The 24,488-nt window shown below is 67.2% G+C and carries 24 protein-coding genes and 2 tRNA genes; 13 read left to right on the top strand and 13 right to left on the bottom strand.

Annotated features, from left to right (window positions below; all coding sequences use genetic code 11):
- Positions 1-7: 7 nt before the first annotated feature.
- On the bottom strand, positions 8-673 hold the full coding sequence (locus KZC51_RS11205) for a DUF8185 domain-containing protein (protein WP_247630051.1): 666 nt from the start codon (positions 671-673) through the stop codon (positions 8-10).
- Positions 674-724: 51 nt separating this feature from the next.
- Between KZC51_RS11205 and KZC51_RS11200 the strand changes: the two genes are divergently transcribed.
- A complete protein-coding gene (locus KZC51_RS11200) occupies positions 725-1,615 on the top strand; it encodes an acyl-CoA thioesterase (protein ID WP_247630050.1) in 891 nt (296 codons plus the stop codon).
- Between the two features lie 43 nt (positions 1,616-1,658).
- On the opposite strand, the gene KZC51_RS11195 is transcribed toward KZC51_RS11200, so the two are convergent.
- From KZC51_RS11195 to KZC51_RS11180, 4 genes are all read right to left on the bottom strand, one after another.
- Positions 1,659-2,153, bottom strand: coding sequence for an acyl-CoA thioesterase (locus KZC51_RS11195; RefSeq protein WP_247630049.1), 495 nt, complete (start codon positions 2,151-2,153; stop codon positions 1,659-1,661).
- Between the two features lie 7 nt (positions 2,154-2,160).
- Complete coding sequence (gene ettA, locus KZC51_RS11190) at positions 2,161-3,840, bottom strand: energy-dependent translational throttle protein EttA (protein WP_247630048.1); 1,680 nt, start codon at positions 3,838-3,840, stop codon at positions 2,161-2,163.
- A 63-nt stretch (positions 3,841-3,903) separates the two neighbouring features.
- Positions 3,904-4,197 carry a DUF6993 domain-containing protein gene (locus KZC51_RS11185; protein ID WP_247630047.1) on the bottom strand — a complete coding sequence of 98 codons (294 nt, stop codon included), beginning with the start codon at positions 4,195-4,197 and terminating at the stop codon, positions 3,904-3,906.
- A 273-nt stretch (positions 4,198-4,470) separates the two neighbouring features.
- Positions 4,471-4,977: a single-stranded DNA-binding protein gene (locus KZC51_RS11180; protein ID WP_247630046.1), complete on the bottom strand. Its 507-nt coding sequence runs from the start codon at positions 4,975-4,977 to the stop codon at positions 4,471-4,473.
- Between the two features lie 193 nt (positions 4,978-5,170).
- Here KZC51_RS11180 and KZC51_RS11175 point away from each other — a divergent pair, with 193 nt between their 5' ends.
- The 10 genes from KZC51_RS11175 (at position 5,171) to KZC51_RS11130 (ending at position 11,691) form a co-directional block, all read left to right on the top strand.
- Entirely contained in the window at positions 5,171-5,440 is a 270-nt protein-coding gene (locus tag KZC51_RS11175; protein ID WP_247630045.1) for a hypothetical protein, read from the top strand.
- A gap of 198 nt (positions 5,441-5,638) precedes the next feature.
- Positions 5,639-5,714, top strand: a tRNA-Arg gene (locus tag KZC51_RS11170).
- A 127-nt stretch (positions 5,715-5,841) separates the two neighbouring features.
- Entirely contained in the window at positions 5,842-6,708 is an 867-nt protein-coding gene (locus KZC51_RS11165) for a hypothetical protein (protein WP_247630044.1), read from the top strand.
- Between the two features lie 116 nt (positions 6,709-6,824).
- On the top strand, positions 6,825-7,451 hold the full coding sequence (orn, locus tag KZC51_RS11160; protein WP_247630043.1) for an oligoribonuclease: 627 nt from the start codon (positions 6,825-6,827) through the stop codon (positions 7,449-7,451).
- A 36-nt stretch (positions 7,452-7,487) separates the two neighbouring features.
- Positions 7,488-7,563 (top strand) — tRNA-His (locus KZC51_RS11155).
- A gap of 131 nt (positions 7,564-7,694) precedes the next feature.
- Positions 7,695-9,827, top strand: coding sequence for a heavy metal translocating P-type ATPase (locus KZC51_RS11150; RefSeq protein ID WP_247630042.1), 2,133 nt, complete (start codon positions 7,695-7,697; stop codon positions 9,825-9,827).
- Positions 9,828-9,888: 61 nt separating this feature from the next.
- On the top strand, positions 9,889-10,518 hold the full coding sequence (locus KZC51_RS11145) for a LysE family transporter (RefSeq protein WP_247630041.1): 630 nt from the start codon (positions 9,889-9,891) through the stop codon (positions 10,516-10,518).
- A gap of 47 nt (positions 10,519-10,565) precedes the next feature.
- Positions 10,566-10,913 carry a metallopeptidase family protein gene (locus tag KZC51_RS11140; RefSeq protein WP_247630040.1) on the top strand — a complete coding sequence of 116 codons (348 nt, stop codon included), beginning with the start codon at positions 10,566-10,568 and terminating at the stop codon, positions 10,911-10,913.
- On the top strand, positions 10,910-11,206 hold the full coding sequence (clpS, locus tag KZC51_RS11135) for an ATP-dependent Clp protease adapter ClpS (protein WP_247630039.1): 297 nt from the start codon (positions 10,910-10,912) through the stop codon (positions 11,204-11,206). The genes KZC51_RS11140 and clpS overlap by 4 nt, the downstream gene beginning before the upstream one ends.
- Positions 11,203-11,691: a DUF2017 family protein gene (locus KZC51_RS11130; protein WP_247630038.1), complete on the top strand. Its 489-nt coding sequence runs from the start codon at positions 11,203-11,205 to the stop codon at positions 11,689-11,691. Before clpS ends, KZC51_RS11130 begins: the two co-directional genes overlap by 4 nt.
- A gap of 12 nt (positions 11,692-11,703) precedes the next feature.
- On the opposite strand, the gene KZC51_RS11125 is transcribed toward KZC51_RS11130, so the two are convergent.
- From KZC51_RS11125 to gatC, 6 genes are read right to left on the bottom strand one after another with little or no spacing between them, the layout of a single operon-like run.
- A complete protein-coding gene (locus KZC51_RS11125) occupies positions 11,704-12,285 on the bottom strand; it encodes a nucleoside/nucleotide kinase family protein (protein ID WP_247630037.1) in 582 nt (193 codons plus the stop codon).
- Positions 12,269-12,586 carry a hypothetical protein gene (locus KZC51_RS11120; RefSeq protein ID WP_247630036.1) on the bottom strand — a complete coding sequence of 106 codons (318 nt, stop codon included), beginning with the start codon at positions 12,584-12,586 and terminating at the stop codon, positions 12,269-12,271. Before KZC51_RS11120 ends, KZC51_RS11125 begins: the two co-directional genes overlap by 17 nt.
- Before the next feature lie 37 nt (positions 12,587-12,623).
- Positions 12,624-13,880: a DNA polymerase IV gene (dinB, locus tag KZC51_RS11115; RefSeq protein WP_247630035.1), complete on the bottom strand. Its 1,257-nt coding sequence runs from the start codon at positions 13,878-13,880 to the stop codon at positions 12,624-12,626.
- 48 nt (positions 13,881-13,928) lie between these two features.
- Positions 13,929-15,443 (bottom strand): Asp-tRNA(Asn)/Glu-tRNA(Gln) amidotransferase subunit GatB, encoded by a 1,515-nt coding sequence (gatB, locus tag KZC51_RS11110; RefSeq protein WP_247630034.1) that lies wholly within the window; start codon positions 15,441-15,443, stop codon positions 13,929-13,931.
- The gene (gatA, locus tag KZC51_RS11105; protein WP_247630033.1) at positions 15,443-16,984 is read right to left on the bottom strand and encodes an Asp-tRNA(Asn)/Glu-tRNA(Gln) amidotransferase subunit GatA; all 1,542 of its coding nucleotides are present in this window, start codon (positions 16,982-16,984) and stop codon (positions 15,443-15,445) included. The genes gatB and gatA overlap by 1 nt, the downstream gene beginning before the upstream one ends.
- Positions 16,981-17,280, bottom strand: a complete 300-nt coding sequence (gene gatC / locus KZC51_RS11100) for an Asp-tRNA(Asn)/Glu-tRNA(Gln) amidotransferase subunit GatC (protein WP_247630032.1) — start codon at positions 17,278-17,280, stop codon at positions 16,981-16,983. Before gatC ends, gatA begins: the two co-directional genes overlap by 4 nt.
- A 70-nt stretch (positions 17,281-17,350) precedes the next feature.
- Here gatC and KZC51_RS11095 point away from each other — a divergent pair, with 70 nt between their 5' ends.
- Together KZC51_RS11095 and KZC51_RS11090 are read left to right on the top strand one after the other, a co-directional pair.
- A complete protein-coding gene (locus KZC51_RS11095) occupies positions 17,351-19,051 on the top strand; it encodes a long-chain-fatty-acid--CoA ligase (RefSeq protein ID WP_247630031.1) in 1,701 nt (566 codons plus the stop codon).
- Positions 19,052-19,098: 47 nt separating this feature from the next.
- A complete protein-coding gene (locus KZC51_RS11090; RefSeq protein WP_372491771.1) occupies positions 19,099-20,928 on the top strand; it encodes a DEAD/DEAH box helicase in 1,830 nt (609 codons plus the stop codon).
- 63 nt (positions 20,929-20,991) lie between these two features.
- On the opposite strand, the gene ligA is transcribed toward KZC51_RS11090, so the two are convergent.
- Complete coding sequence (gene ligA / locus KZC51_RS11085) at positions 20,992-23,328, bottom strand: NAD-dependent DNA ligase LigA (protein WP_247630030.1); 2,337 nt, start codon at positions 23,326-23,328, stop codon at positions 20,992-20,994.
- A gap of 58 nt (positions 23,329-23,386) precedes the next feature.
- Positions 23,387-24,484: a tRNA 2-thiouridine(34) synthase MnmA gene (gene mnmA, locus KZC51_RS11080; RefSeq protein WP_281731743.1), complete on the bottom strand. Its 1,098-nt coding sequence runs from the start codon at positions 24,482-24,484 to the stop codon at positions 23,387-23,389.
- Positions 24,485-24,488: the final 4 nt, after the last annotated feature.

Genomic DNA, 24,488 nt, shown 5'->3' with positions numbered 1-24,488 from the left:
GCGCCGGCTACTCGGATGCGCCGGTGCCGCGGACAGCGGTGAGGCCCGTGGCCACCGGTCCACGCGCAAGAACGTGTCCGCGTCGGAACGCCAGCCGCGTCCATCGCCCGGAGCGCGTCACCGGCACCCGCTCCTCTCCGGAGATGAACCCGAGCGCATCGGCGGCGAAGGCGATGCCGCGGGGCAGATCGGCGAGATCCTCATCGGGTTCGCCCCAGATCGCCGCGCGCAGAGCACGGACAGCTTCCTCTCCGGCGCCGGGGGTCGCTCCCCTGGCGACGGCGGAGATGCCCCACTGCGCGCGTCGAGCGATCACCGAGGCGTCCAGAGTGGTCAGGGGCTGCCAGTCGGAGCGTGGCGGCGCGACACCGGCCCAGGCGGGAGACAGCCCGGTCTCCGGCAAGGTGAGGCTGCGCTCGTCATCACCCGCCGTGAGCGCGCTCACCACGATGTCGCACTGCAGTTCGGGGTCGGCGTGCACGATGCGCATCGCCAGCACGGTCGGCGTCTGGTCGAACAGTCCGTGCGGCGCGAGCGCCGCCGTGGTCAGCGCCAGCACCCCGCCCGCGGCTTGAAGCCGTACCCCGTCGTCGGTGATCCGAGCCGCCCTCCCGACGAACGTGAGAACGTCCCTGGAGGTCTCGGCGTCGGAGAGGAGAAGCTGGTGCGGCACGCGTTCTAAACTACCAACGGTGCCGTATGTGCGGCTGCCGAGAGGATGTTCATGAGCACGGAGAACCCTGCGATCCGCAGCGTCGAGCGCCTTCTCGAGGTGCTCGATCTCGATTTCACGCGAGCCCGCACGACCGAGGACATCTTCATCGGCGACTCGCATCCGATGCCGACGGGGCGGATTTACGGCGGTCAGGTGCTCGCACAGAGCCTCATCGCGGCCGAGCGCACGCTACCGGAGGATCGCGCCGTGCATTCGATGCACGGCTACTTCCTGCGTCCCGGTGATGCGAGTCAGGGCATCACGATCGCCGTCGACCGCATCCACGACGGCCGCTCGTTCTCGACGCGGCGTTCGCAGGCCTATCAGAACGGTGTGCCGATCTTCTCGATGATCGCCTCGTTCCAGGACGAGGGCCCCGGAGTCGAGCACGCGGAGCCGATGCCGACGGGCGTGCCTGCGCCCGAGACGCTGCAGCCGGACGAGGACCGTGTGCCCGGCCTCGCAGGAGGGGCACGACGCATGCTGAGCGAACGCGCCGCCGACATCCGCCACGTCGAGCACCCGCTCTATCTCGCGAACGACACCGAACGCACACCCCGTCAGGGCGTATGGATGCGGATGCGCGCGCCGCTTCCCGATGACCCGCGGCTGCACCGCGCAGCGCTCGCGTACCTCAGCGACATGTCGATCCAGGAGTCGATCCTGCGGGCGCATGGCCTGTACTGGTCGTTCCCCGGGCTCAAAGTCGCGAGTCTCGACCACGCGATGTGGTGGCATCGTCCGGCGCGCGTCGACGAGTGGCTGTTGTACGTGCAGGAGTCGCCGAACGCGCGCGGCGGGCGCGGCCTCGCGACGGGGCGGATCTTCACCCAGGAGGGGGCGCTTGTCGCGAGCGTCGCTCAGGAGATCATGATCCGCGTCCCCGAAGGCACCGAGTAGCTTCGCGCGGCCGTGCTCCCGAATGCGGGGTGCGCGGTTCCGCTCAGCGGTGGGTGTATGTGATGGAGGGACCGACGAACGGCTCCCAGACGTCACGCATCTCCTGGGTGAGGCGCGTCGGCCGCCCCGTCTTGGCATCCACGAGCACGATCACAGCAGTCGAACGAGCGTAGAGCTCCCGGGGAGTCACGCTCGGGTCGTTGTGCACCTCGTAACAGACCTCGACACTGGATCCGCCGAGCTTGCCGAACCACATCTGCACCTCGAGCGGGCGTCGCTGATACGGCACCGGCGCGAGGTACTCGATCTCCTGCCGCGCGATGAGCGTCAGAATGCCTTCATCGATCCCGGAGTCGAGCACGGCGGTCGACGGCGCCTCCTCGCCAGGACCTGCACGCCAGAACGCCCTGACCCGAGCCTCTTCGAGAAGCTTGAGCATCGAGGTGTTGTTGACGTGGTTGAACGCGTCCAGATCCCCCCAGCGGAGCTGGATCGGAATGTGCAGGCGTGGTCCTGGCGTCAAGTTCGACTCGCTCATCGTGGTCTCAGTCGCGCGTGAGCTTGCGGTGAGTGGAGCGGTGAGGCTTCGCGGCATCCGGGCCGAGGCGCTCGATCTTGTTCTCCTCGTAGGACTCGAAGTTGCCCTCGAACCAGTACCACTTGGCGGGAGCGTCGTCCGTTCCCTCGTAGGCGAGGATATGCGTGGCGATGCGGTCCAGGAACCACCGGTCGTGGGTGATGACCACCGCGCAACCGGGGAATTCGAGCAGTGCGTTCTCGAGCGAGCTGAGCGTCTCGACATCCAGGTCGTTGGTCGGCTCGTCGAGAAGGAGCAGGTTGCCACCCTCCTTCAGCGTGAGCGCCAGGTTCAGGCGGTTGCGCTCACCACCGGAGAGCACACCGGCCTTCTTCTGCTGGTCCGGTCCCTTGAAACCGAACTTCGACACATACGCACGCGACGGGATCTCGGTCTTGCCGACCGTGATGTAGTCGAGCCCATCGGACACGACCTCCCACAGCGTCTTGTTCGGATCGATGTTGGAGCGCGACTGGTCGACGTAGCTGATCTTGACGGTCTCGCCGATCTTCAGGTCGCCGCCGTCGAGCGGTTCCAGTCCGACGATGGTCTTGAACAGGGTCGTCTTTCCGACACCGTTCGGGCCGATGACGCCGACGATGCCGTTCGGCGGCAGGCTGAAGCTCAATCCGTCGATCAGCACTCGATCGTCGAACCCCTTCTGCAGGTTCTTGGCCTCGATCACGACACTGCCGAGACGAGGACCGGCGGGGATCTGGATCTCCTCGAAGTCGAGCTTCCGGGTCCGCTCCGCCTCCGATGCCATCTCCTCGTATCGAGCGAGTCGCGCCTTCGACTTCGTCTGGCGGCCCTTCGCGCTGGAGCGCACCCAGTCGAGCTCCTCCTTGAGGCGCTTCGCGAGCTTCGCGTCCTTCTTGCCCTGGATCTCGAGGCGCTCGCCCTTTTTCTCCAGGTAGGTCGAGTAGTTGCCCTCGTAACCGATGAGACGACCGCGGTCGACCTCAGCGATCCACTCGGCGACGTGGTCGAGGAAGTACCGGTCGTGGGTGATCGCGATCACCGCACCCTTGTATGCCTGCAGGTGCTGCTCGAGCCAGAGCACGCTCTCGGCGTCAAGGTGGTTGGTGGGCTCATCGAGGAGCAGCAGGTCGGGCTTCTGCAGCAACAGCTTCGCGAGCGCGACGCGTCGCTTCTCTCCACCGGAAAGCGGAGCGATCGCAGCGTCGCCCGGCGGGGTGCGGAGGGCATCCATGGCCTGGTCCAGCTGGGAATCGAGGTCCCAGCCGTCTGCGGCATCGATCTCCTCCTGCAGACCGCCCATCTCGGCCAGAAGCGCATCGAAGTCCGCGTCCGGGTCGGCCATGAGTGCCGAGATCTCGTTGAAGCGGTCGACCTTGGCCTTGATCGCGATCCCGTCCTGAATGTTCTCCAGCACGGTCTTGGACTCATCGAGCTCGGGCTCCTGCATCAGAATGCCGACGCTGAACCCGGGAGAGAGCTTCGCCTCACCGTTCGACGGAGTGTCGAGACCCGCCATGATCTTGAGGATCGTCGACTTACCGGCGCCGTTGGGGCCGACCATGCCGATCTTCGCTCCGGGGAGGAATGCCATCGTGACGTCGTCGAGGATGAGCTTCTCGCCCACCGCCTTACGCGCACGAACCATCGAGTAGATGTACTCAGCCACCGAAAACCGCTCCTTCTATTGGCGTCGAAGATCGACACTCCAGCCTACCGGCCCCGAACGGGGTCACCAGTCGATCGAGCGTGTGGTTCCGATCAGGCAGCGCCCTTCCGCCAACTGCGGCATCACCGCAGTGACGACCTGCCCGGTCGAGGGGCCGACCTGTCCGATCAGACACTCCTTCTCCCCCCACCGCACCGAGAACTGGATGCTCTCAGCGGGGTTGCCCACCGTGGAGGTGTCCTGGGTGACTTGCATGGCTTCTCTATCGAATCCCGCGGCGATCAACGCGTCGATGTAGGCGCGGCCCGCTCCGCGCTGGTCGGTCGACCAGACTGCCTCCGCCACGGCGGTGAACACCGGGAGATTGTCAGCGGCGCTGCCATCAGGCTGTAACGTCGGGGCCGAGTCCGTCGGTGTGACCGTCGGCGCGGGTGAGGCGCTGGTCGGAGGCTCCACCTCGGTCGGAGCGCAGGCCGCAAGCGTGAGGAGCAGCACTGCCGCTGCACCCGGCACGGTGATAGCGCGTCGTGCAGGAGATCCCGATCGTCGAAACACGACCCGAGTCTACGTGGCCCTGAATCCCCCGTTGCGCCCCGCCTGTTCGCCCGCGGGGCGCAACGACGGCTGCGCTCAGTGCGACAGCTCCGCGGAATCGACCGCTCCCGGCAGTCCGTCCCATGCGGACGTGAGCGGCATGGCGATGTCTGATTCGTGCAGCTCTGCGTGCGAATCGGGTTCCGGCTCCGGGGGCGTGCGGGCCTGGCTCTCAGCCGCCGAGGCGCGCGGTGTACGCAGATATGCCGTCGTCCCCCACCGCAGATCATGTCCGATCGCGTCGGCCTCGATGTCGACGCTCGTGCCGTGCTTGCCGTTGCTCTCCCAGTTGCGGATCTTCAGTCGCCCCGTCACGATCACGCTATCGCCGCAGCGGAGCGACGCCTTCGCGTGTTCTCCCAGCTGTCGGAAAGCGGCGATCGAGAACCAGTTCGTCTCGCCATCGACCCAGGTCTGCGTCACCGGATCAAGCCGGCGGTGCGTGCTCGCGAGGCGGAAATTCGTCACGGCGATCCCTCCGCGGGTCTGGCCGCGCACCGGATCGGTCGCGACTCTACCCACGACGGTGAGTACTTCGGTCATCATTTCTCCTTCGTTCCCGGGACATCGCCCGGCGTGCACCCAGAGTGCGCGCTCGAGAGCGACGACAGGTCCGCCGACCACGCGATCGGTGGAGAAGCCGTCAGCACACAGTGACGTGCAGGAAGGCCTCTGATTCCGGCGCCGGGCGAATGTCGGAGGTCGGTCATATGTTCGATAGCGGAAGGAGAATCCCATGTCCGACATCCAGATCACGTCATTGCCCGAGGTACCCTTCGCAACACCTCGTCTGTCCTCATCGCGCGAGCATCTGGTTCGCGCCGCCGATCACCTTTGGCGCGTCCAAGACAGGACAGCGAAGGTGCTCGGACATCTCCGCATCGTCGCCGATCCGCTCGGACTCCGCTATCGCGCCGAGCGATTGCACCTGGCGACGGGAACGTTCCGGATCATCGGAGAATTCTGGCGCGTGGACGACGCGGTCGCCGCGTTGCGCTACTCCTGAGTACGGAGCGTTGCCAGTACGGGGGTCACCTGTGCCCGAATGAGAAGTGGCGTCACCCGGGGTGAGGGCGCACGGCTGCTGGCCACAGGTCCACGTGACGGCGGCGCGGCCGTCACCGCCTTGTTCACGATGCCGACACTCGTGGCGCCGACGTTTCGAGTACCGCTGAAGTCCGGTCGCCGGGTAGCCTAGTCACGCCCCCTCGTAGCTCAATGGATAGAGCAACGGCCTTCTAATCCGTCGGTTGCGCGTTCGAGTCGCGCCGAGGGGACCAACGCCTGAGAACGCAGTCGACTCGCGAAATGCCCGTCCCGCGCACTCCTTGCAGGGTGTGGCGGTTCTGTGCGCGTCTGGCGGTCGACGATTTCCGGCCCGCGCGACGAGCGTGCTGTAATCCTGCTATGAACCTCGACGCGTCGACTTCTTCCCCACGTCCGGTCACCGGCCTCCCGAGGCGCACATTCGTCAAGACGGCGGTGTGGGCCGCGCCCGTCGTCGCCGCAGCGGTTGCGATTCCCCTCGCTGCAGCATCCGCCGGAGCGGGCGCGCGGAGTTTCACGCCGTCCATCACGGCAGCACTCGCGGTTCCGGACCAGTTCACGGGCCCCTTGACCTACAGCGCCGGCATCGAATACACCACCTTCGTCAGCGACGACCCGGCGACGGCGACCTTCACATGGGCCATCCACCTGGTGAACCGCTATGACGACAGCGCCGCTCCGATCCTGGTCGACTCCGGCACTGCGGTCATCGCGCGGGGCGACACCTGGACGACCGGTGGGACATTCGACACCTCCGCCACGCCGCCCGGCACGTACCGTGCGACGATCACCGTCTCCACTCCTGCGTTGACGAAGGACACCTGGTCTGAGATCCGGCTCGCTCTGCCCCTGGCGCAGCCGCCGGTTCCGGCTCGCGAGGATCTGACGCTCCAGCTCGACGCCGACTACGTCGCACCTGCCCCGGAGAATCTCAACCGTGCGCTGCTGCCCTGGGGGGTGGCGATCGGGTACACCGGCTCGGACACCGCACATTCCTACCTCTTCGGATGGGGGCTCACGATCCGCCGAGCAGGCGTCGCGGAGCCGGTCTTCGACACCGGGCCGACTGCGATCAGCGGGCGCGCGTCGGTCGACGCCCCTCAACATCATGAGGACGTCTTCTCGAACGACAACCTCGGCGTCGAGCCGGGTACGTACACGGTCACACTCACCGTGAACACCACGCCGGCGCTGACCACCGAGAAGACGGTCGTCGTCCCGGCCTGACACGAACGAGGGCGCACACCGCCGACGGCCTGACGACTCCCATCGGTCGCCGCACCGCTCCGAACGGTGCTCCCGCGTCAGGAAACCGATGTCGGGTCCGTCGATAGGATGACGACATGGTATCTGCGTCCGAGAATGATCGACTCGTCTGGATCGACTGTGAAATGACGGGGCTCGATCTCGCGATCGATGAGCTCGTCGAGATCGCCGTGGTCATCACCGACTTCGAGTTGCGCCCTGTCGATCCCGGCTTCCAGATCGTGATTCGTCCCAGCGACGCGGCATTGGCTAACATGAACGATTTCGTCACCTCGATGCATGAGAAGTCGGGACTCATCAGCGAGATCCCGCTGGGAGTATCCCTGGCCGAGGCGGAAGCGCAGACGCTCGCGTACATCAAGCGGTTCGTTCCGCTCGAGCGCAAGGCTCCCCTGGCCGGAAACACGATCGGCACCGACCGGATGTTCCTCGCGAAGTACATGACCGACGTCGATCAGTGGCTGCACTACCGGAATGTCGACGTGTCCAGCATCAAGGAGCTCTCCCGCCGCTGGTATCCCCGCGTCTTCTTCCAGGCACCCACCAAGGACGGCGGTCATCGCGCACTCGCCGACATTCTCGAATCGATCCGGGAGCTTCGGTACTACCGCGAAGCGGTCTTCGTCGAGGAGCCGGGACCGTCGAGCGACGACGCGCGTGACATCGCGACCCGCACCGTGTCAGAGTTCACCCCGAACATGTAATAGACTCGTGTGGTCGCCCGCTCCGGTGGGCACATGGTGGGTATAGCTCAGCTGGTAGAGCGCTGGCTTGTGGTGCCGGATGTCGCGGGTTCGAGTCCCGTTACTCACCCCATCACGAAGAGGTCCGAATCGAAAGGTTCGGGCCTTTTCGCGTTTCCGTTCCCGGATCTGCTCCACCCTGGCAGGGCATACCCCCTAGGGGTATTCTGTTGTTCTCGGAGTAGCCACGAAGGGAACGTCATCATGACGCAGCACCAGCAGCCGGCACCCGGCTCGCACGCGACACACGGAACGCATACAGAGCAGCAGGCCCACCGCGACCCCACCGGGCGCGACCAGCACGACATTGACCACCAGCCGACGCATCATGTGACGTCCGACGCACACGCCGGACACGCCGGGCACGGCGACCACGGCGGGCATGGCGGGCACGCCGGCCACACCGATCGATTCCGCCGGCTGTTCTGGATCATGCTCGTGATCGCGGCTCCCGTCGTCGCGACCTCGCCGATGTTCGCGATGATTCTGGGATACCAGGTTCCCGGCTGGGCGCAGTGGGTCGCTCCCGCGCTCGGAACGGTGATGTACGCCTGGGGCGGCACGCCCTTCCTGACCGGCGCGGTGAGCGAGATCCGATCCCGCAAGCCGGGCATGATGCTGCTCATCGCGCTCGCGATCACTGTCGCGTTCCTCGCTTCTTGGGGTGCGAGTCTGGGACTGCTGCACCACGAGCTCGAGTTCTGGTGGGAGCTCGCGCTCCTCATCGTGATCATGCTGCTCGGTCATTGGATCGAGATGCGTTCGCTCGCCCAGACCACATCAGCCCTGGACTCGCTCGCCGCACTCCTCCCCGACGAGGCTGAACGCGTCGAAGGCGACCGGATCGTCGTGGTTCCGCCGTCGGTTCTGGACCTCGGAGATGTCGTGGTCGTGCGTCCAGGAGGACGACTGCCCGCCGATGGCATCGTGATCGAAGGAAGCGCGAGCGTCGATGAGTCGATGATCACGGGAGAGTCCGCACCGGTTCGCCGGGACGCCGGTGATCGCGTGATCGCGGGCACCGTCGCCACCGACTCGGGCCTTCGCGTCGAAGTCAGGGCGATCGGTGGCGACACCACCCTCGCCGGCATCCGGAAGCTGGTCGCCGACGCCCAAGCGTCGTCGTCCCGCGCTCAGCGGATCGCCGATCGGGCTGCCGCATGGCTGTTCTGGTTCGCACTCGGAGCTGCCGCCATCACGGCCATCGTGTGGACGCTCGTGGGGGAACCCGACGAAGCCGTGATCCGTGCGATCACCGTCCTGGTGATCGCCTGCCCCCATGCGCTGGGCCTTGCGATCCCGCTGGTCGTGTCCATCGCGACGGAGCGTGCGGCGCGGGCCGGAATCCTGGTCAAGGATCGTCTCGCCCTGGAGAGCATGCGCACGGTCGACACCGTCCTGTTCGACAAGACCGGAACCCTGACCAAGGGCGCGCCCGCGGTGACGGCGATCGAGACCGTCGGGACGCTCACCGCCGATGAGCTGATCGGCTTCGCCGCTGCGGCCGAACGCGATTCGGAACACCCGCTGGCCACGGCGATCGTCCGTGCCGCGCATGACCGCGATGTCACGATCCCGTCATCGACGGACTTCTCCTCCTCACCGGCCGTCGGCGTGAGCGCACGGGTCGACGGACGACAGGTGGAGGTGGGTGGGCCGCACCTCCTCACGGCCCACAGCGCTTCGGAGCTGAACATCGCGGACGCCTGGCGGGCCGAAGGAGCGATCATCCTCCACGTGCTGATCGATCAGCAGGTCGCCGGCGCACTGCGACTCGCTGATGAGATTCGTGATGAGTCGCACGAAGCCGTCGACGCCCTGCACCGCGACGGAATCGAGGTCGTGATGATCACCGGCGATGCCGAAGCGGTGGCTCACCACGTTGCCGCTCAGCTCGGCATCACGCGGGTGTTCGCCGGGGTCCGGCCCGAGGACAAGGCGTCGCGGGTCCGCGAACTCCAGTCGGAGGGAAGAACCGTCGCGATGGTGGGCGACGGAGTGAACGATGCTCCGGCTCTCGCTCAGGCGAACGTGGGACTCGCGATCGGCGCAGGCACCGACGTCGCGATCGCATCCGCCGGGGTGATCCTGGCCAGCGACGATCCGCGCGCCGTGCTGTCGGTGATGGCGCTCTCCCGCGCGAGCTACCGGAAGATGCGGCAGAACCTCTGGTGGGCCGCCGGCTACAACCTGCTGTCGGTACCGCTCGCTGCGGGGGTGCTGGCACCCATCGGATTCGTCCTCCCGATGTCGGTGGGCGCCGTGTTGATGTCGCTCTCCACGATCGTCGTCGCGCTGAACGCTCAGCTGCTGCGGCGCCTGGACCTGCGGCGGTAGCGCGCCGACGCCGGACCGTGGGCGCGCAGGCGGCGGCAGGGCTGAGCCATAGACTTGCGAGGTGTCCCTCGCCGTCTGGTTCTCCCTGCTGACCGCCTGCGTGGTGATCAGCTTCACGCCGGGTGCCGGCGCGATCAACACGATGTCAAACGCCCTCAGCCAGGGGTGGCGGCGATCGATCTGGGGCATCATCGGGCAGCAGCTCGCCCTGATCGTGCATGTCGTGATCGTGGCTGCCGGTGTCGGGCTGCTCGTCTCGCGCTCGGAGGTGCTGTTCAACGTCATCCGCTATGCGGGCGCGGCGTATCTGGTGTTCCTCGGCATCCGCCTGATCCTGTCGAAACCCCACCTGACCGAGACTGACGACCTCACCGTCGTCGATTCGCGTGAGAGCCACTGGTCCATGATCCGGCGAGGGTTCTGGGTGAATCTTCTGAACCCGAAGGCCATCGTGTTCTTCCTGGCTTTCATCCCCCAGTTCATCCGCCTGGACCAGCCACAGCTCCCCCAATACCTCACGCTGATCACCACCGTCATCGTGGTGGACGTGCTGGTCATGTGGGGCTTCTTCGCGGCGGCTGCCCGCCCCTTCCGCCGTCTCACCCGGTCACCGCGCGGTCAACGCACGCTCAACACCGTCTTCGGCGCCCTCTTCATCGCGGTCGCGGGGCTGCTGGTCTTCCTGCACTGACCTCTTCGCCGACCTCGGATGCGAGCATCCGTCTAGGCTGGAACGTGATGGAGATGGATGCCGTGGCTTTCGAGGCCCTCGTGATCGACGAACTCGACCGTCTGCCTGACGACATGGTGGAGGGGCTCGAGAACGTCGTCTTCGTCGTCGAGGACCGACCGGAAGACGGGAGCCTGGATCTCCTGGGACTCTACGACGGCTTGGCGCTGACAGAGCGGACGCAGTACGGCATGGGCGAGCTCCCGGACCGGATCATCGTGTTCCGCGAGCCGCACCTGGCTGCGTGCGACTCCGAGGACGAGCTCCGCGACGAGATCCACACCACTCTCGTGCACGAGATCGCCCACTTCTACGGCATCGATGACGAACAGCTCCACGAGTTGGGGTGGGCATGATCACCCCTGTCGCGACGCCCGACCTCGACGAGGTCACCGACCTCAGCGCTGCTCCGCTCGAGCCGTGGCAGGTCGTCGTCTGGAACGATCCGGTCAACCTCATGAGCTACGTGGTGCGCGTGTTCCGGACCTACTTCGGATACAGCAAAGACCACGCGACCTCGCTGATGCTCGCCGTGCATCATGAGGGTCACGCCATCGTCGCCACCGGCCCGCGGGAGACCATGGAAGTGCACGCGCAGGCCATGCACGACTACGGACTCTGGGCAACCGTGCGAAAGGCACCGCAATGACCTCGGCGACGATCATCCTCCCTCTCGCCTACCTCGAGGGCGTGCATCTGGCGCAGCTGGTGGACGACCTCGCCGAGCTCGTCGGAGCCGACCGAGACGTGCAGGATCCGGCGATCATTCGACTGACGCCGACCCCCTATCCGGACGATGAGGAAGCATCGGACTCCTTCACGGCGAGCACTCGCGAGGATCTGCTCGATCGTCGTCTCCTCGATGCGCACACCGTGCACAACGCGCTCCAGGGTTTCCAGGCAGTGGATGACCTCACCGAGGCCGATGCGCTGGCACCGCGCGACGTGGTCATCCGCGCCACGGACATCGACGCGTGGATGCGCACGCTCACCGCGCTCCGCCTCGTCATCGCCACCCGTCTGGGCATCACGTCCGACGACGATCACGATCCGGAAGATGACCGCTACGGCATCTACGACTGGCTCGGGTATCGCCTCGAGACGGTGATCACCGCCGCGGACGAGTTCGACTGAACAGGTCGATCGTCAGGGGATCTCGACGATTCGAGTCGCGTGTGCACGCGGGTCGTCGCGCTCCACATGGCGCAACTCCTGCGCAGCCCATCGATCCCAGTGGGGCCGGTAGGTATCGCCATCACGTGCGAGCGCCCGCGCCTTCCTGACCGTATCCGCCGCATCCACCCACACGCGCACATCGGCGAGAGCGGCCGTGGCCGGCGTCAGCGCCCCGCTACCCTCGATGATCACCCCGAGCGCCGGGTCGACCGCATGGCTCTCTGCCGTCGCTTCGCTCTCCCAGTCCCAGCGGTTCCAGGTACCGAGGTAGCCGCGTCCATGCGGACGCAGCACACCGTCCAGGACGTGCGCGACTCCCGCGTCGAGCCCGTCCCATCCCGGATACAGCGAGTCGAGCGCGATGACCTGCACACGCTCGGTCAGCGGCCACTGCCTCGCCACCCTGGTCGCCAACGATGACTTGCCCGCACCGCTTCGCCCGTCGATGAGTACGACGGGGTTCGCTGCCGCGAGAGCGCGGATGTCCTGCGCGATCAGTGTCGCGGCACGCTCGAGTGCGGCCGCGACGGGATCGTCACTTCTTGAGGGCACGGATGATTCGGCTGAATGCGCGACCGGCGACCCAGACGAACGGTACAGCCACGACGAGAAGCGTCACGATGTTCGGCTCGAACCGGAGTCCCTCCTCGCGGCGCACGTAGACGCCCACGGGAACGGACACGCCGCCCCCACCGCCGCCTTCTGCGCCATCACCGCTGCCGCCCCCGAAGCCCGAGTACGTGAAGGCGACTGGGGTGATGCTGACGCCGTCGACGTCCTGCGGTTCGCCGTAGGCGCTCTTCACGCCGAAGGTTGCAGCTTGCTTTCCGAGTTCCAGTGCGATGTTCGGCATGATCCCACGGTACTCGACAGAACGCGTGAGCGCGGGGTCAGTCGAGACCATGCGCCTTCGGATGCTGTACTGCGCCGCGCCCGTCGTCGCGCCCCAGGTGGCGAGCCCGCGTGATCGTGGCAGTCCCGAAACGCGCGACCGCGTCGTCGACAGCCCCCTCTACACGGCGCCAGTCCTCATCGTCGTCCCACAGGCCGAGCCCGCCTCCCCCGGCAGGGCGGAGTTTCTCGGCACGGACTCCGACGAGACGGATCGGGTCGCGCCGCTCGATCTGCTCGAACAGCGTATTCGCCGATTCGCCGATACGCTGCCCCACCGCCGTCGGCTCGGTCAGCGTCTGCGAGCGGCTGAGGGTGCGGAAGTCATCGAAGCGCACCTTGATCGACACCGTGCCCGCTTCCCACCCGGCACGACGAAGTCTGGCGGCGACCCGATCCGCGAGCCGCAGCAGCTCCCCGCGGAGGAAGACCCTGTCGGTGACGTCGTCGTCGAAGGTCTCCTCATGCCCGACGCTCTTCTCGACGCGATCGGTCTCGATGATCCGGGCGTCCTGTCCTCTGGCGAGCTGGGCGAGCCGCGCGCTCAGCGCCGTTCCGACCGCGCGGTCGAGCATCTCGTGCGGCGCGTCGCGGATGTCCTGGATGGTCCTGATGCCGCGCGCCTCGAGGGCTTCTGCAGCCTTCGGGCCCACCCCCCACATCGCACGGACCGGACGTGGCGAGAGGAAATCGAGAGTGTCGGCGGCGGATACGACCAACATGCCATCGGGCTTCGCCACGGTGGACGCCATCTTCGCCACATGCTTGGTGGCGGCCACACCGACGCTGCAGGTGATCCCGACCTCCGCACTCACGCGCTCGCGGATCAGCGCGGCGATCTGGGCAGGGCTCCCCCAGAGCCGCCGGACGCCCTGGACATCGAGGAAGGCCTCATCGACAGAGAGCGGCTCGACCAGGGGCGTGAACGACTCGAAGATCGCCATCACCTGGCGCGAGACCTCTTGATAGCGGTGGAAATGCGGCATCACGATGCGCGCTGTCGGGCACAGCCGCATAGCCTGGGCGACCGGCATCGCTGCGCGTACTCCGTAGCGTCGGGCCTCATAGGACGCGCTGGACACGACGGATCGTCCGTCCGGGGCGCCGATGATCAGCGGCAGCCCCCGCAGGCGGGGATCGTCGAGCACCTCGACCGCTGCATAGAACGCGTCCATGTCGACGTGGAGGATACGGGTGCCGGAGTCATCGGCATCCGCGGGCGAGACGGTCCGCCCTCTACCATCGCCGTGTCCCATATGACCATTCTCCCTAGGGCCTCCGACATGGAGGCCCAAGGTCGAGGGTTACTGCGCTGCGCGCTCGAGAACCAGTTCGCGCACCCGAGCGGCGTCGGCCTGGCCCTTCATGGCCTTCATCACGGCACCGATCACGGCGCCGGCCGCCTGGACCTTACCGTCCTGGATCTTCGCGAGCACGTCGGGCTGAGCGGCGAGAGCCTCATCGATCGCGGCGATGAGCGCACCGTCATCCGACACCACAGCGAGTCCGCGGGCGTCGACGACCTCCTGCGGCGTGCCCTCTCCGGCGATGACACCTTCGAGCACCTGGCGTGCGAGCTTGTCCGTCAGGGTTCCCGCATCGACGAGCAGCTGCAGCGCAGCCACGTTCTGCGGGCTGATCAGGGCGGCGGCGTCCTTCTCGTGCGCGTTCGCCAAGCGGCTGATCTCGCCCGTCCACCACTTGCGAGCTGTCGCGGGAGTGGCCCCGGCGGCGATCGTCGCCTCGACCTCATCGATCAGGCCGCCGTTACGGACGTCCTGGAACTCCAGGTCGGTGAAGCCCCAGTCCGCCTTCAGACGGCGGCGGCGCGCGACGGGCTGCTCGGGCAATGCAGCCCGCAGCTCCTCGATCAGCTCCGGCGCCGGCTGGACGGGCAGCAGATCGGGCTCGGGGAAGTAACGGTAGTCGTCGGCGTCGGACTTCGGACGACCGGGCGAGGTCGTGCCGGTGTCCTCGTGCCAGTGACGCGTCTCCTGAGTGATCGTGCCGCCGTCGGCGAGGATCTGCGCCTGCCGCTGGATCTCGTACCGCACAGCGCGCTCGACCGAACGCATCGAGTTGACGTTCTTCGTCTCGGTGCGCGTGCCCAGCTTCTCGGTGCCGCGCGGGCGCAGCGAGACGTTGGCATCACAGCGGAGGTTGCCGCGCTCGAGGCGTGCCTCGGAGATGCCGAGGCTGCGCACGATGTCGCGGATCGTCGAGACGTAGGCCTTCGCGACCTCGGGAGCACGGTGCTCTGCCCCGAAGATCACCTTGGTCACGATCTCCACGAGAGGAACGCCCGCGCGGTTGTAGTCGACGAGCGAGTACTCCGCACCCTGGATGCGGCCGGTCGCACCACCCATGTGGGTGAGCTTGCCGGCGTCCTCCTCCATGTGCGCCCGCTCGATCGGGATCGTCACGAGAGTGCCGTCCTCGAGCTCGACCTCGACAGAGCCCTCGAACGCGATCGGCTCGTCGTACTGCGAGATCTGGTAGTTCTTGCCCAGGTCGGGGTAGAAGTAGTTCTTCCGCGCGAACCGGCTCGAATCGGCGATCGAGCAGCCGAGGGCGAGACCCAGACTGATCGACGAGCGGATCGCGGTCTCGTTCACGACCGGCAGCGAGCCGGGCAGGCCGAGGTCCACGGGCGCGATGAGCGTGTTCGGCGCGGCGGAGTGGAAGGCCTCGTTCGCCGGGTTCGGGGCGTCGGAGAACATCTTGGTGTTGGTGTTCAGCTCGACGTGCACCTCGAATCCGAGAACCGGCTCGAACAGCTCGAGCGCCTTGTCGAAGTCCATGAGCTTGGCGGTGGCCATCAGCGGTTCCCTCCTGCGTGGTTCGTCTCGCTGCGTTCGCTCAACCGCGGTGCACGCGTGAGGAGCGGCGCACCCCAGGAGTCGAGGAGCACCGCTTCGAGCGCGGCGCCGACGCGGTACAGACGGGCGTCCTCCCTCGCCGGGGCGATGAACTGGATGCCGACGGGCAGGCCGTCCTCGGCGGCGAGACCGCTGGGGATCGAGATGCCGGGCACTCCGGCGAGGTTCACCGGAATTGTCGTGATGTCGTTCAGGTACATCTGCAGCGGGTCGTCGATCTTCTCACCGAGCTTGAACGCCGTGGTCGGAGCCGACGGCGTCGCGATCACGTCGACGTCGGCGAAGGCCGCGGCGAAGTCCTGCTGGATCAGCGTGCGGACCTTCTGGGCGCTGCCGTAGTACGCGTCGTAGTATCCGGCGGACAGCGCATAGGTGCCGAGGATGATGCGTCGCTTGACCTCGTCACCGAATCCGGCATCGCGCGTCGCGGACATGACGTCCTCGACCGTGGGGTTCCCGTCCGGAGTGACGCGCAGGCCGAAGCGAACCGAGTCGAACTTCGCAAGGTTGCTCGATGCCTCGGCGGGGAGGATCAGGTAGTAGGCGGCGACGCCGTACTCGAAGTGCGGAGCGCCGATCTCGACGATCTCCGCTCCCTGAGCCTCCATGAGCGCGAGCGCGCTGCGGAACGACTCGGCGACTCCGGGCTGGAAGCCGCTGTCGGGGAGCTCGCGGATGACACCGACCTTCAGCCCCTTGAGCACATCGCCGCGTGCGCCTTCGCGCGCCGCGGCGGCGAACGACGGCCACTGGTCGCTGAGGGAGGTGGAGTCCTTCGGGTCGTGGCCTCCGATGACATCGTGCAGCAGTCCGGCATCGAGGACGGTCCGGGAGACCGGGCCGACCTGGTCCAGGCTCGACGCCAGAGCGATGGCGCCGTAGCGGCTGACTCCGCCGTAGGTCGGCTTCACGCCGACCGTTCCGGTGACGTGGGCCGGCTGGCGGATGGACCCGCCGGTGTCGGAGCCGAGCGCGATCGGCGCCTCGAAGGCGGCGACGGCGGCGGCCGAGCCCCCACCGGATCCGCCGGGGATGCGGTCGAGGTCCCACGGGTTGCGGGTGGGACCGTAGGCCGAGTGCTCCGTGGAGGACCCCATGGCGAACTCGTCCATGTTGGTCTTGCCCAGCGGCACGAGGCCGGCGGCGCGGGAACGGGCGACCACGGTGGCGTCATACGGCGAGAGGTAGCCCTCGAGGATGCGCGAGCCGCTGGTGGTGGGCTGATCGGTCGTGACCAGGACGTCCTTGATCGCCAGGGGGACGCCGGCGAGAGGACCCAGGTCCTCCCCCGCCGCGCGCTGAGCGTCGATCGCCGCAGCCGTGTCGAGCGCATGGGCGTTGATGTGCAGGAAGGCGTGGACGTCGCCGTCCACCGCGGCGATGCGGTCGAGGTGCGCCTGCGTCGCCTCGACGCTCGACACCTCGCGCGACGCGAGCTTCGCGGCGAGTTCTGCCGCGGTCAGTCGGATGATGTCGCTCACTGCTCTTCTCCCAAGATCGCCGTGACGCGGAAGCGGCCGTCGGCGGCATCCGGTGCGTTCTGGAGCACCTGCTCGTGCGTGAGCGTCGTGCCGACCACATCGGGACGGAAGACATTGCTCAGCGGAATCGGGTGGCTCGTCGCGACGATGTCGTCGGTTGCCACCTCGGACACCTTCGCGATGTTGTCCACGATGGCGTCGAGCTGGCCCGTGAGCCGCGACACCTCGTCGTCGTTCAGCTGGATGCGCGCGAGCACACCGAGATGGCGTACAAGATCAGGGGTGATTTCAGACACGGCCCAAGTCTAGTTGTCACGCCCGCCGCCGCTCGCCCGCCGCTCCCGGGACGCGGCCTATGCTGAGCGGGTGAGCACGTTCCAGCCTCCTCGCCCGTGGGTCGCCAGCTACGCCGCCGGCGTCCCGGAAGACCTCGCCCCTGTTTCCGGTTCGCTCATCGACATCGTCGCCGCGTCCGCTCGGGACTACCCCGACGCACCGGCGTTGCAGTTCTTCGGACGTGAGACCACGTACGCGGAGCTGCAGTCGGCGATCGATCGCGCCGCCGCCGGCCTGCGCGACCGCGGCGTGCGCGCCGGCGATCCCGTCGCGATCGTGCTGCCGAACTGCCCGCAGCACATCGTCGCCTTCTACGCCGTCCTGCGCCTGGGCGCGGTCGTCGTCGAGCACAATCCGCTGTACACGCCGCGCGAGCTGCGCAAGCAGTTCGAGGACCACGGCGCGAAGCATGCGATCGTCTGGAACAAGGTCGTTTCCACGGTCCAGGAGTTCCCCTCTGATCTCGCCGTCGACACCTTGATCTCGGTGGATGTCACACGGTCGATGCCATTCCTCACCCGATTCGCCCTGCGGCTTCCCGTCGCCAAGGCGCGCGAGTCGCGTGCGGCCCTGACCGAGAAGGTGCGCGGAACCGTGCCGTGGGAGGCGCTGCTCTCCACTGATCCGCTTCCCGCATCCCACCCCACTCCGTCCACCGACGACCTGGCGATCATCCAGTACACGTCCGGCACCACGGGCACACCGAAGGGGGCGGCGCTCACGCATCGCAACCTGCTCGCCAACGCGGCTCAGGCGCAGGCCTGGGTCCCATCGATCCAGCGCGGCAAGGGGTGCGTCGTCTACGCCGTGCTGCCGATGTTCCACGCCTACGGCCTGACACTGTGTCTCACGTTCGCGATGTCGATGGGAGCGCGCCTCGTGCTGTTCCCGAAGTTCGACCCCGATCTGGTGCTCGACGTGATGAAGAAGCACCCGGCGACGTTCCTGCCGCTCGTGCCCCCGATTGCCGACCGCCTGCTCGCCGCCGCAACGCAGAAGGGCGTGTCGCTGGCGGGTGTCGAGGTCGCGATCTCCGGTGCCATGGCGCTGCCGCACGAGCTCGTCGTACCGTTCGAGAAGGCGACCCACGGCTACCTCGTCGAAGGCTACGGGCTCAGCGAATGCTCCCCGGTGCTGATGGCGAACCCGGTGGCGGCCAACCGCGTCCCCGGCACGGTCGGCCTTCCGCTTCCCGGCACGGAGTGCAGAGTCGTCGACCCCGAGAATCCGTCTGCCGACGTCCCCGCAGGTTCGCCCGGAGAGTTGGTCGTGAGAGGACCACAGGTGTTCTCCGGCTACTACGGCAAGCCCGAGGAGACCGATGCGGTCTTCGTCGACGGGTGGTTCCGCACAGGCGACATCGTCACGATCGATGCCGCCGGCTTCATCCGCATCGTCGACCGGATCAAGGAGCTGATCATCACGGGCGGCTTCAACGTGGCACCGACCGAGGTCGAGAACGTGCTGCGCCAGCATCCGCGGGTGGTGGACGCCGCCGTGGTCGGGTTGCCCAGCGAACACTCGGGCGAGGAGGTGGTGGCGGCGATCGTCGTCGACGGTACCGCCGATCTCGATGTCGAGGCCATCCGCGACTTCGCCCGCACGATCCTGACCCCCTACAAGGTGCCACGCAGGATCTTCGTCGTCGATGAGCTGCCGAAATCCCTCATCGGCAAGGTGCTCCGCCGGCAGGTGAAAGAGAAGCTCCTGGCCCTCACGACGGGTGCCTGAGGACCCGCTCACAGGCAGGGAGCCGTGCGCCGCGCTACCCTTGGTCAGTGACTCCTGAAGATGCAGTGCTGACCGACGCCCCCGAGGACTCCCCCGCGACCCCCGGATTCGAGGAACTCGGCATCACCGGGCCCGTCCTCAAGGCGATCCGTGATCTCGGATACGAGACCCCTTCCCCCATTCAAGCCGCGACGATTCCCACCCTCCTCGCCGGACGCGATGTCGTCGGCATGGCTCAGACCGGAACCGGTAAGACCGCGGCCTTCGCACTTCCCGTCCTCGAGCGCCTCGACGTCTCGCAGAAGTCGCCCCAGGCCCTCGTGCTGGCGCCGACCCGTGAGCTCGCACTGCAGGTCTGCGAAGCCTTCGAGTCGTACGCGTCCAAGATGAAGGGCGTGCACATGCTGCCCGTCTACGGCGGACAGGCGTACGGCGTGCAGCTCTCTGCCCTGCGCCGCGGCGTGCACGTGATCGTCGGAACACCCGGCCGCATCATGGACCATCTCGCCAAGGGCACCCTCGACCTCTCCCAGCTCCAGTACCTGGTACTCGACGAGGCCGACGAGATGCTGAAGATGGGCTTCGCGGAAGATGTGGAGCAGATCCTCGCACAGACGCCGGTGGAGAAGCAGGTCGCCCTGTTCTCGGCGACCATGCCCCCGCAGATCCGTCGCCTCGCGCAGAAGTACCTGCGCGATCCGGAAGAGATCAGCATCAAGTCCAAGACCGCGACCGGTACGAACATCACGCAGCGCTACCTCGTGGTGTCCTACGCTCAGAAGGTCGACGCGCTCACCCGCATCCTCGAGGTCGAGAACTTCGACGGGATGATCGTCTTCGTCCGCACCAAGAACGAGACCGAGACCCTTGCCGAGAAGCTGCGGGCCCGCGGCTATTCCGCTGCGGCGATCAACGGAGACGTCCCCCAGGCGCAGCGCGAGCGCAGCGTGAACCAGCTGAAGGCAGGCAAGCTCGACATTCTCGTCGCGACCGACGTCGCCGCACGTGGTCTCGACGTCGAGCGCATCAGCCACGTCATCAACTTCGACATTCCCACCGACACCGAGTCGTATGTGCATCGCATCGGACGCACCGGCCGTGCCGGTCGCAGCGGTGACGCGATCAGCTTCATCACGCCGCGCGAGCGCTACCTGCTCAAGCACATCGAGAAGGCGACGCGTCAGGTCCCGACGCAGATGCAGCTCCCCAGCACGGACGACGTGAACACCACGCGTCTCGCCCGCTTCGATGATGCGATCACCGCAGCGCTGGGCGATGCCGCGCGTGTCGACAAGTTCCGCGACGTGATCGCCCACTACGTGCGCAACCACGATGTGCCCGAGGCCGATGTGGCCGCGGCGCTCGCGATCGTGGTGCAGGGCGACACCCCGCTGCTGCTCGACCCGGCAGACGACCCGCTCGCCAAGGCGCTCGAGGCCGACAGCCGTCCGCCCCGCGAGCGAGGCACCCGCGAGCCACGCACCGAACGCCGTGGACGCGGCGACTACACCGCCTACCGCATCGAGGTCGGCCGCCGCCACCGTGTCGAGCCGCGTCAGATCGTCGGCGCGCTGGCGAACGAGGGCGGGCTCGGACGCGATGACTTCGGTGTCATCAACATCCGTCCCGACTTCTCGACCGTCGAGCTGCCCTCGAACCTGAGCCCCGCTGTACTCGACAAGCTCCGCGACACCCGCATCTCGGGCCGTCTGATCGAGATCAAGCCGGACCGTGGACCAATGGGTCGACGCAACAGTGGGCCGCGCGACAGCGACGGAGGCCGCGGAGACCGTTTTGAGCGCCGCGACCGCGACGAGCGCCCGGCGCGCACGGATCGTGACGAGAAGCCGTTCCGTAAGCCTCGCCACAAGGCTTGAGCGACGCAGCATCCGTGAAGAGCGGGACCGGTTCGCCGGTCCCGCTCTTTTGTCATCAGAGCGTCAGGTTCCCGCGGAGTCGGCAGGCGGGAGGGCGTCGGGACCTTCCGTCACGAGGATATGGAACTGAGCGGCGTCGAGGATGCGCAGTCCGAGCTCTTCCGCTTTGGCGAGCTTCGAGCCGGCACCCGGCCCTGCGGCCACGAAGTCGGTCTTCTTGGACACACTCGATGCCGCCTTGCCACCGGCCCGGATGATCGCCTCCTGCGCACCATCCCGCGTGTACCCGTCGAGCGAGCCCGTCGCGACCACGGTCACGCCGTCGAGCACTCCCCCCGCGGCCACAGCTGCCCCAGGGCCCGGATGCCCCGGCGTCGTCCACTGCACCCCGGCATCGGCCCACGCCTGCACGATCTCCTGATGCCATTCGACCTCGAACCAGTCGAGCAGCGAATCGGCGATAATTCCTCCGACGCCCTCCACGGCGGCCAGCTCCTCGCGCGACGCCGAACGGATTGCGTCGAGCGATCCGAACCACTGGGCCAGCGCACGAGCCGCGACGGGCCCGACGTGCCGGATGTTCAGCGACACGAGCAACCGCCACAGCTCCTTGGTCTTCGCCTTCTCCAGCTCGGCCAGCAGCGTCAATGCCTGCGATGAGGGTTGAGGGCCGTCCTTGCCCGCCTTCTTCTCTGCTGCCGTCGGGTTCCGCCGGAACGGCGCCCTCGTCTTCACGGCGCCGTCGTCGTCCTCCTTCGGGAGCCCGGTCTCGGAATCGCGCACGACCAGCTCGATCGGTACCAGTTGGTCGAGCGTGAGGGCGAACAACCCCGCCTCGGTGACCAAGGGAGGCACCTCCGGCGTCGTCGGCTGGGTCAGCGCCGCCGCGGTGACCTCTCCGAGCGCCTCGACATCAAGAGCACCGCGCGAGCCGATGTGCTCGACGCGACCTCGCACCTGCGCCGGACATGACCGGGCATTCGGGCAGCGGAGGTCGATGTCGCCCTCTTTCATAGCGCGCAACGGAGTTCCGCACTCCGGGCAGTTCTCGGGCATCACGAACTCGCGCTCGGAGCCGTCCCGCCGCTCGACCACCGGGCCCAGCACCTCGGGGATCACGTCGCCCGCCTTCCGGAGCACGACAGTGTCGCCGATCAGCACGCCCTTGGCCTTGACCACGTCCTTGTTGTGCAGTGTCGCCTGCCGCACGACCGATCCCGCCACATGCGCCGGCGCCATGACCGCGAAGGGAGTCGCTCTGCCGGTGCGACCCACGGACACCACGATGTCGAGGAGCGTGGTCTGCACCTCCTCAGGCGGGTACTTGTAGGCGATCGCCCAGCGTGGTGCGCGGCTCGTCGCACCGAGCTCGTCGTGCAGGGAGAGCTCGTCGACCTTGACCACGATGCCGTCGAGCTCATGCTCGACATCGTGTCGATGCTCACCGAAATAGGCGACGAAGTCGGTGACGTCGTCGATCGTCGCACAAACCTTGGTGTGCGGGCTGGTCGGCAGGCCCCACTCCGCGAGCAGGCGGTACACCTCGCTCTGGGAGGCCACGGGAGGGTTCTCCCACGCTCCGATGCCGTGCACGTAGAGCGCGAGCGACTCGATGCGCAGCAGTCCGGCTTCGAGTTCGAGGCCCTCCTTCTTGTCGATCTGCTGCCGGAGTCCGCCACTGGCGGCATTGCGCGGGTTCGCGAACGATGGGAAACGTCGTGCCGCCGCAGTCTTGGCCTTCTCCTCGTCGAACGGCTTCTTGGCCCCGCGGCGTGCCTCCCACCGGCTCAGCGCATCGTTGTAGGCGCGTTCGCGGAAAGCTGCCTGTGCAGCGTTCAGCCGCTCGAAAGCGGCGACGGGGATGAACACCTCTCCACGCACCTCGACGATGGCCGGATGCCCGTGGCCGACGAGCCGCTCCGGTATGTCGCGGAGGCGCAGAGCGTTCTCGGTCACGACTTCGCCGACACGACCGTCACCGCGTGTGGCTGCCGAGGTGAGCACACCGTGCTCGTAGCGGAGGTTGATGGCGAGGCCATCAATCTTCAGCTCGGTCAGCCACGCGACATCACGCCCGGCCGCGGCCTGCGTCTTCGCCGCCCAGTCCCTGAGCTCGTCGAGCGAGAACACGTTGTCGAGGCTCAGCATCCGCTCGGCATGCTCGATCGTCGCGAGTCCTGTGGCCTCCGCGGCTCCGACCATCTGCGTGGGGGAATCCTGGCCCTGCAGCTCAGGATGCAGCCTCTCGAGCTCCTCGAGCCGATGCATCCACCCGTCGTAGGTGAAATCGTCTACGACGGAGGTATCGCGACCGTAGTATGCGTCCTTCGCCTCGAGGATGCGAGTCGTCAGCTCTTCGGCCTCGATTCGGGCGTCTTCCAGCGAGATGTTCTCAGGCACCCCGTCAGTCTACGAGCGTGCACCGACATCGCTCCGGTGCCTCGCTGTTCCGCGAGGGTCAGACGCCGACAGGCACCGCCGACACGGTCGTATCGATCGTGAACTGGCCGAGCACGCGGGTGCCGATGTACAACACGGCGGTCTGTCCCGGGGCGACGCCGTCGAGCGGCTGCTCTGGCACGACGCGCACGCCGTCCGCCGTGACGAAGGCGGTTGCCGGCACCGGCTCCGCATGCGCGCGGATCTGCACGTGGCAGAGGAACTCGGCGTCTGCGGGACCCGCACCGGCCCAGCTGAAGCGCGCACCCGAGATCTCTCCGATCGCGAGCGCCTCCTTGGGACCGACCACGACCGTGTTCGACACGGGACGCACCTCCAGCACGAAACGCGGCTTGCCGTCGGGCGCGGGAACGCCGAGCTTCAGCCCGCGGCGCTGACCGACCGTGAACCCATGGGCGCCCTCGTGCGAGCCGACCACGGCTCCGGATCGATCGACGATGTCACCTGTGGCCGTACCGACCTTCTCAGCCAGCCAGCCGCGGGTGTCGCCATCAGGGATGAAGCAGATGTCGTGGCTGTCCGGCTTCTGCGCGACCGTCAAGCCGCGCTCTGCCGCCTCCGCACGAACGACGGCCTTGGAGGGCGTCGTGCCGAGGGGGAAATAGGTGTGAGCGAGCTGTTCGGCGTTCAGCACGCCGAGCACGTACGACTGGTCCTTGGCGTTGTCGGACGCCCGGTGCAGTTCCAGTCCGGACTCGCCCTCGACGAGAGTGGCGTAGTGCCCCGTGCACACCGCGTCGAAACCGAGCTCGATCGCCCGCTCGAGCAGCGCGGCGAACTTGATCTTCTCGTTGCAGCGCATGCACGGGTTGGGCGTGCGTCCTGCCTGATACTCGGAGATGAAATCATCGATCACGTCGTCGCGGAAACGCTCGGAGAAGTCCCACACGTAGAACGGAATGCCGAGGCGGTCGGCGGCACGGCGCGCATCCATCGCATCCTCGATCGTGCAGCAGCCGCGGCTGCCGGTGCGCAGCGTTCCTCCGGCACGCGAGAGTGCCAGGTGCACTCCGACCACGTCATGCCCTGCCTCCACGGCGCGCGCGGCCGCCACGGCGGAATCCACTCCCCCGCTCATCGCTGCCAGTATCCGCATGGGT

It is taken from the genome of Microbacterium croceum, from assembly GCF_023091245.1.
In the GTDB taxonomy this organism is placed as follows: domain Bacteria; phylum Actinomycetota; class Actinomycetes; order Actinomycetales; family Microbacteriaceae; genus Microbacterium; species Microbacterium croceum.
The sequence above is the reverse complement of the archived record's forward strand: the minus strand, read 5'-3'. Positions and strand labels throughout refer to the sequence as shown.

Excerpts from the sequence above, each read along its gene's own strand:
- KZC51_RS11200 (WP_247630050.1), top strand. The coding sequence starts at position 725 with ATGAGCACGGAGAACCCTGCGATCCGCAGCGTCGAGCGCCTTCTCGAG.
- KZC51_RS11195 (WP_247630049.1), bottom strand. The coding sequence starts at position 2,153 with ATGAGCGAGTCGAACTTGACGCCAGGACCACGCCTGCACATTCCGATC.
- KZC51_RS11180 (WP_247630046.1), bottom strand. The coding sequence starts at position 4,977 with ATGACCGAAGTACTCACCGTCGTGGGTAGAGTCGCGACCGATCCGGTG.
- KZC51_RS11175 (WP_247630045.1), top strand. The coding sequence starts at position 5,171 with ATGTCCGACATCCAGATCACGTCATTGCCCGAGGTACCCTTCGCAACA.
- KZC51_RS11165 (WP_247630044.1), top strand. The coding sequence starts at position 5,842 with ATGAACCTCGACGCGTCGACTTCTTCCCCACGTCCGGTCACCGGCCTC.
- orn (WP_247630043.1), top strand. The coding sequence starts at position 6,825 with ATGGTATCTGCGTCCGAGAATGATCGACTCGTCTGGATCGACTGTGAA.
- KZC51_RS11150 (WP_247630042.1), top strand. The coding sequence starts at position 7,695 with ATGACGCAGCACCAGCAGCCGGCACCCGGCTCGCACGCGACACACGGA.
- KZC51_RS11140 (WP_247630040.1), top strand. The coding sequence starts at position 10,566 with ATGGAGATGGATGCCGTGGCTTTCGAGGCCCTCGTGATCGACGAACTC.
- clpS (WP_247630039.1), top strand. The coding sequence starts at position 10,910 with ATGATCACCCCTGTCGCGACGCCCGACCTCGACGAGGTCACCGACCTC.
- KZC51_RS11130 (WP_247630038.1), top strand. The coding sequence starts at position 11,203 with ATGACCTCGGCGACGATCATCCTCCCTCTCGCCTACCTCGAGGGCGTG.
- KZC51_RS11120 (WP_247630036.1), bottom strand. The coding sequence starts at position 12,586 with ATGCCGAACATCGCACTGGAACTCGGAAAGCAAGCTGCAACCTTCGGC.
- dinB (WP_247630035.1), bottom strand. The coding sequence starts at position 13,880 with ATGGGACACGGCGATGGTAGAGGGCGGACCGTCTCGCCCGCGGATGCC.
- gatB (WP_247630034.1), bottom strand. The coding sequence starts at position 15,443 with ATGGCCACCGCCAAGCTCATGGACTTCGACAAGGCGCTCGAGCTGTTC.
- mnmA (WP_281731743.1), bottom strand. The coding sequence starts at position 24,484 with ATGCGGATACTGGCAGCGATGAGCGGGGGAGTGGATTCCGCCGTGGCG.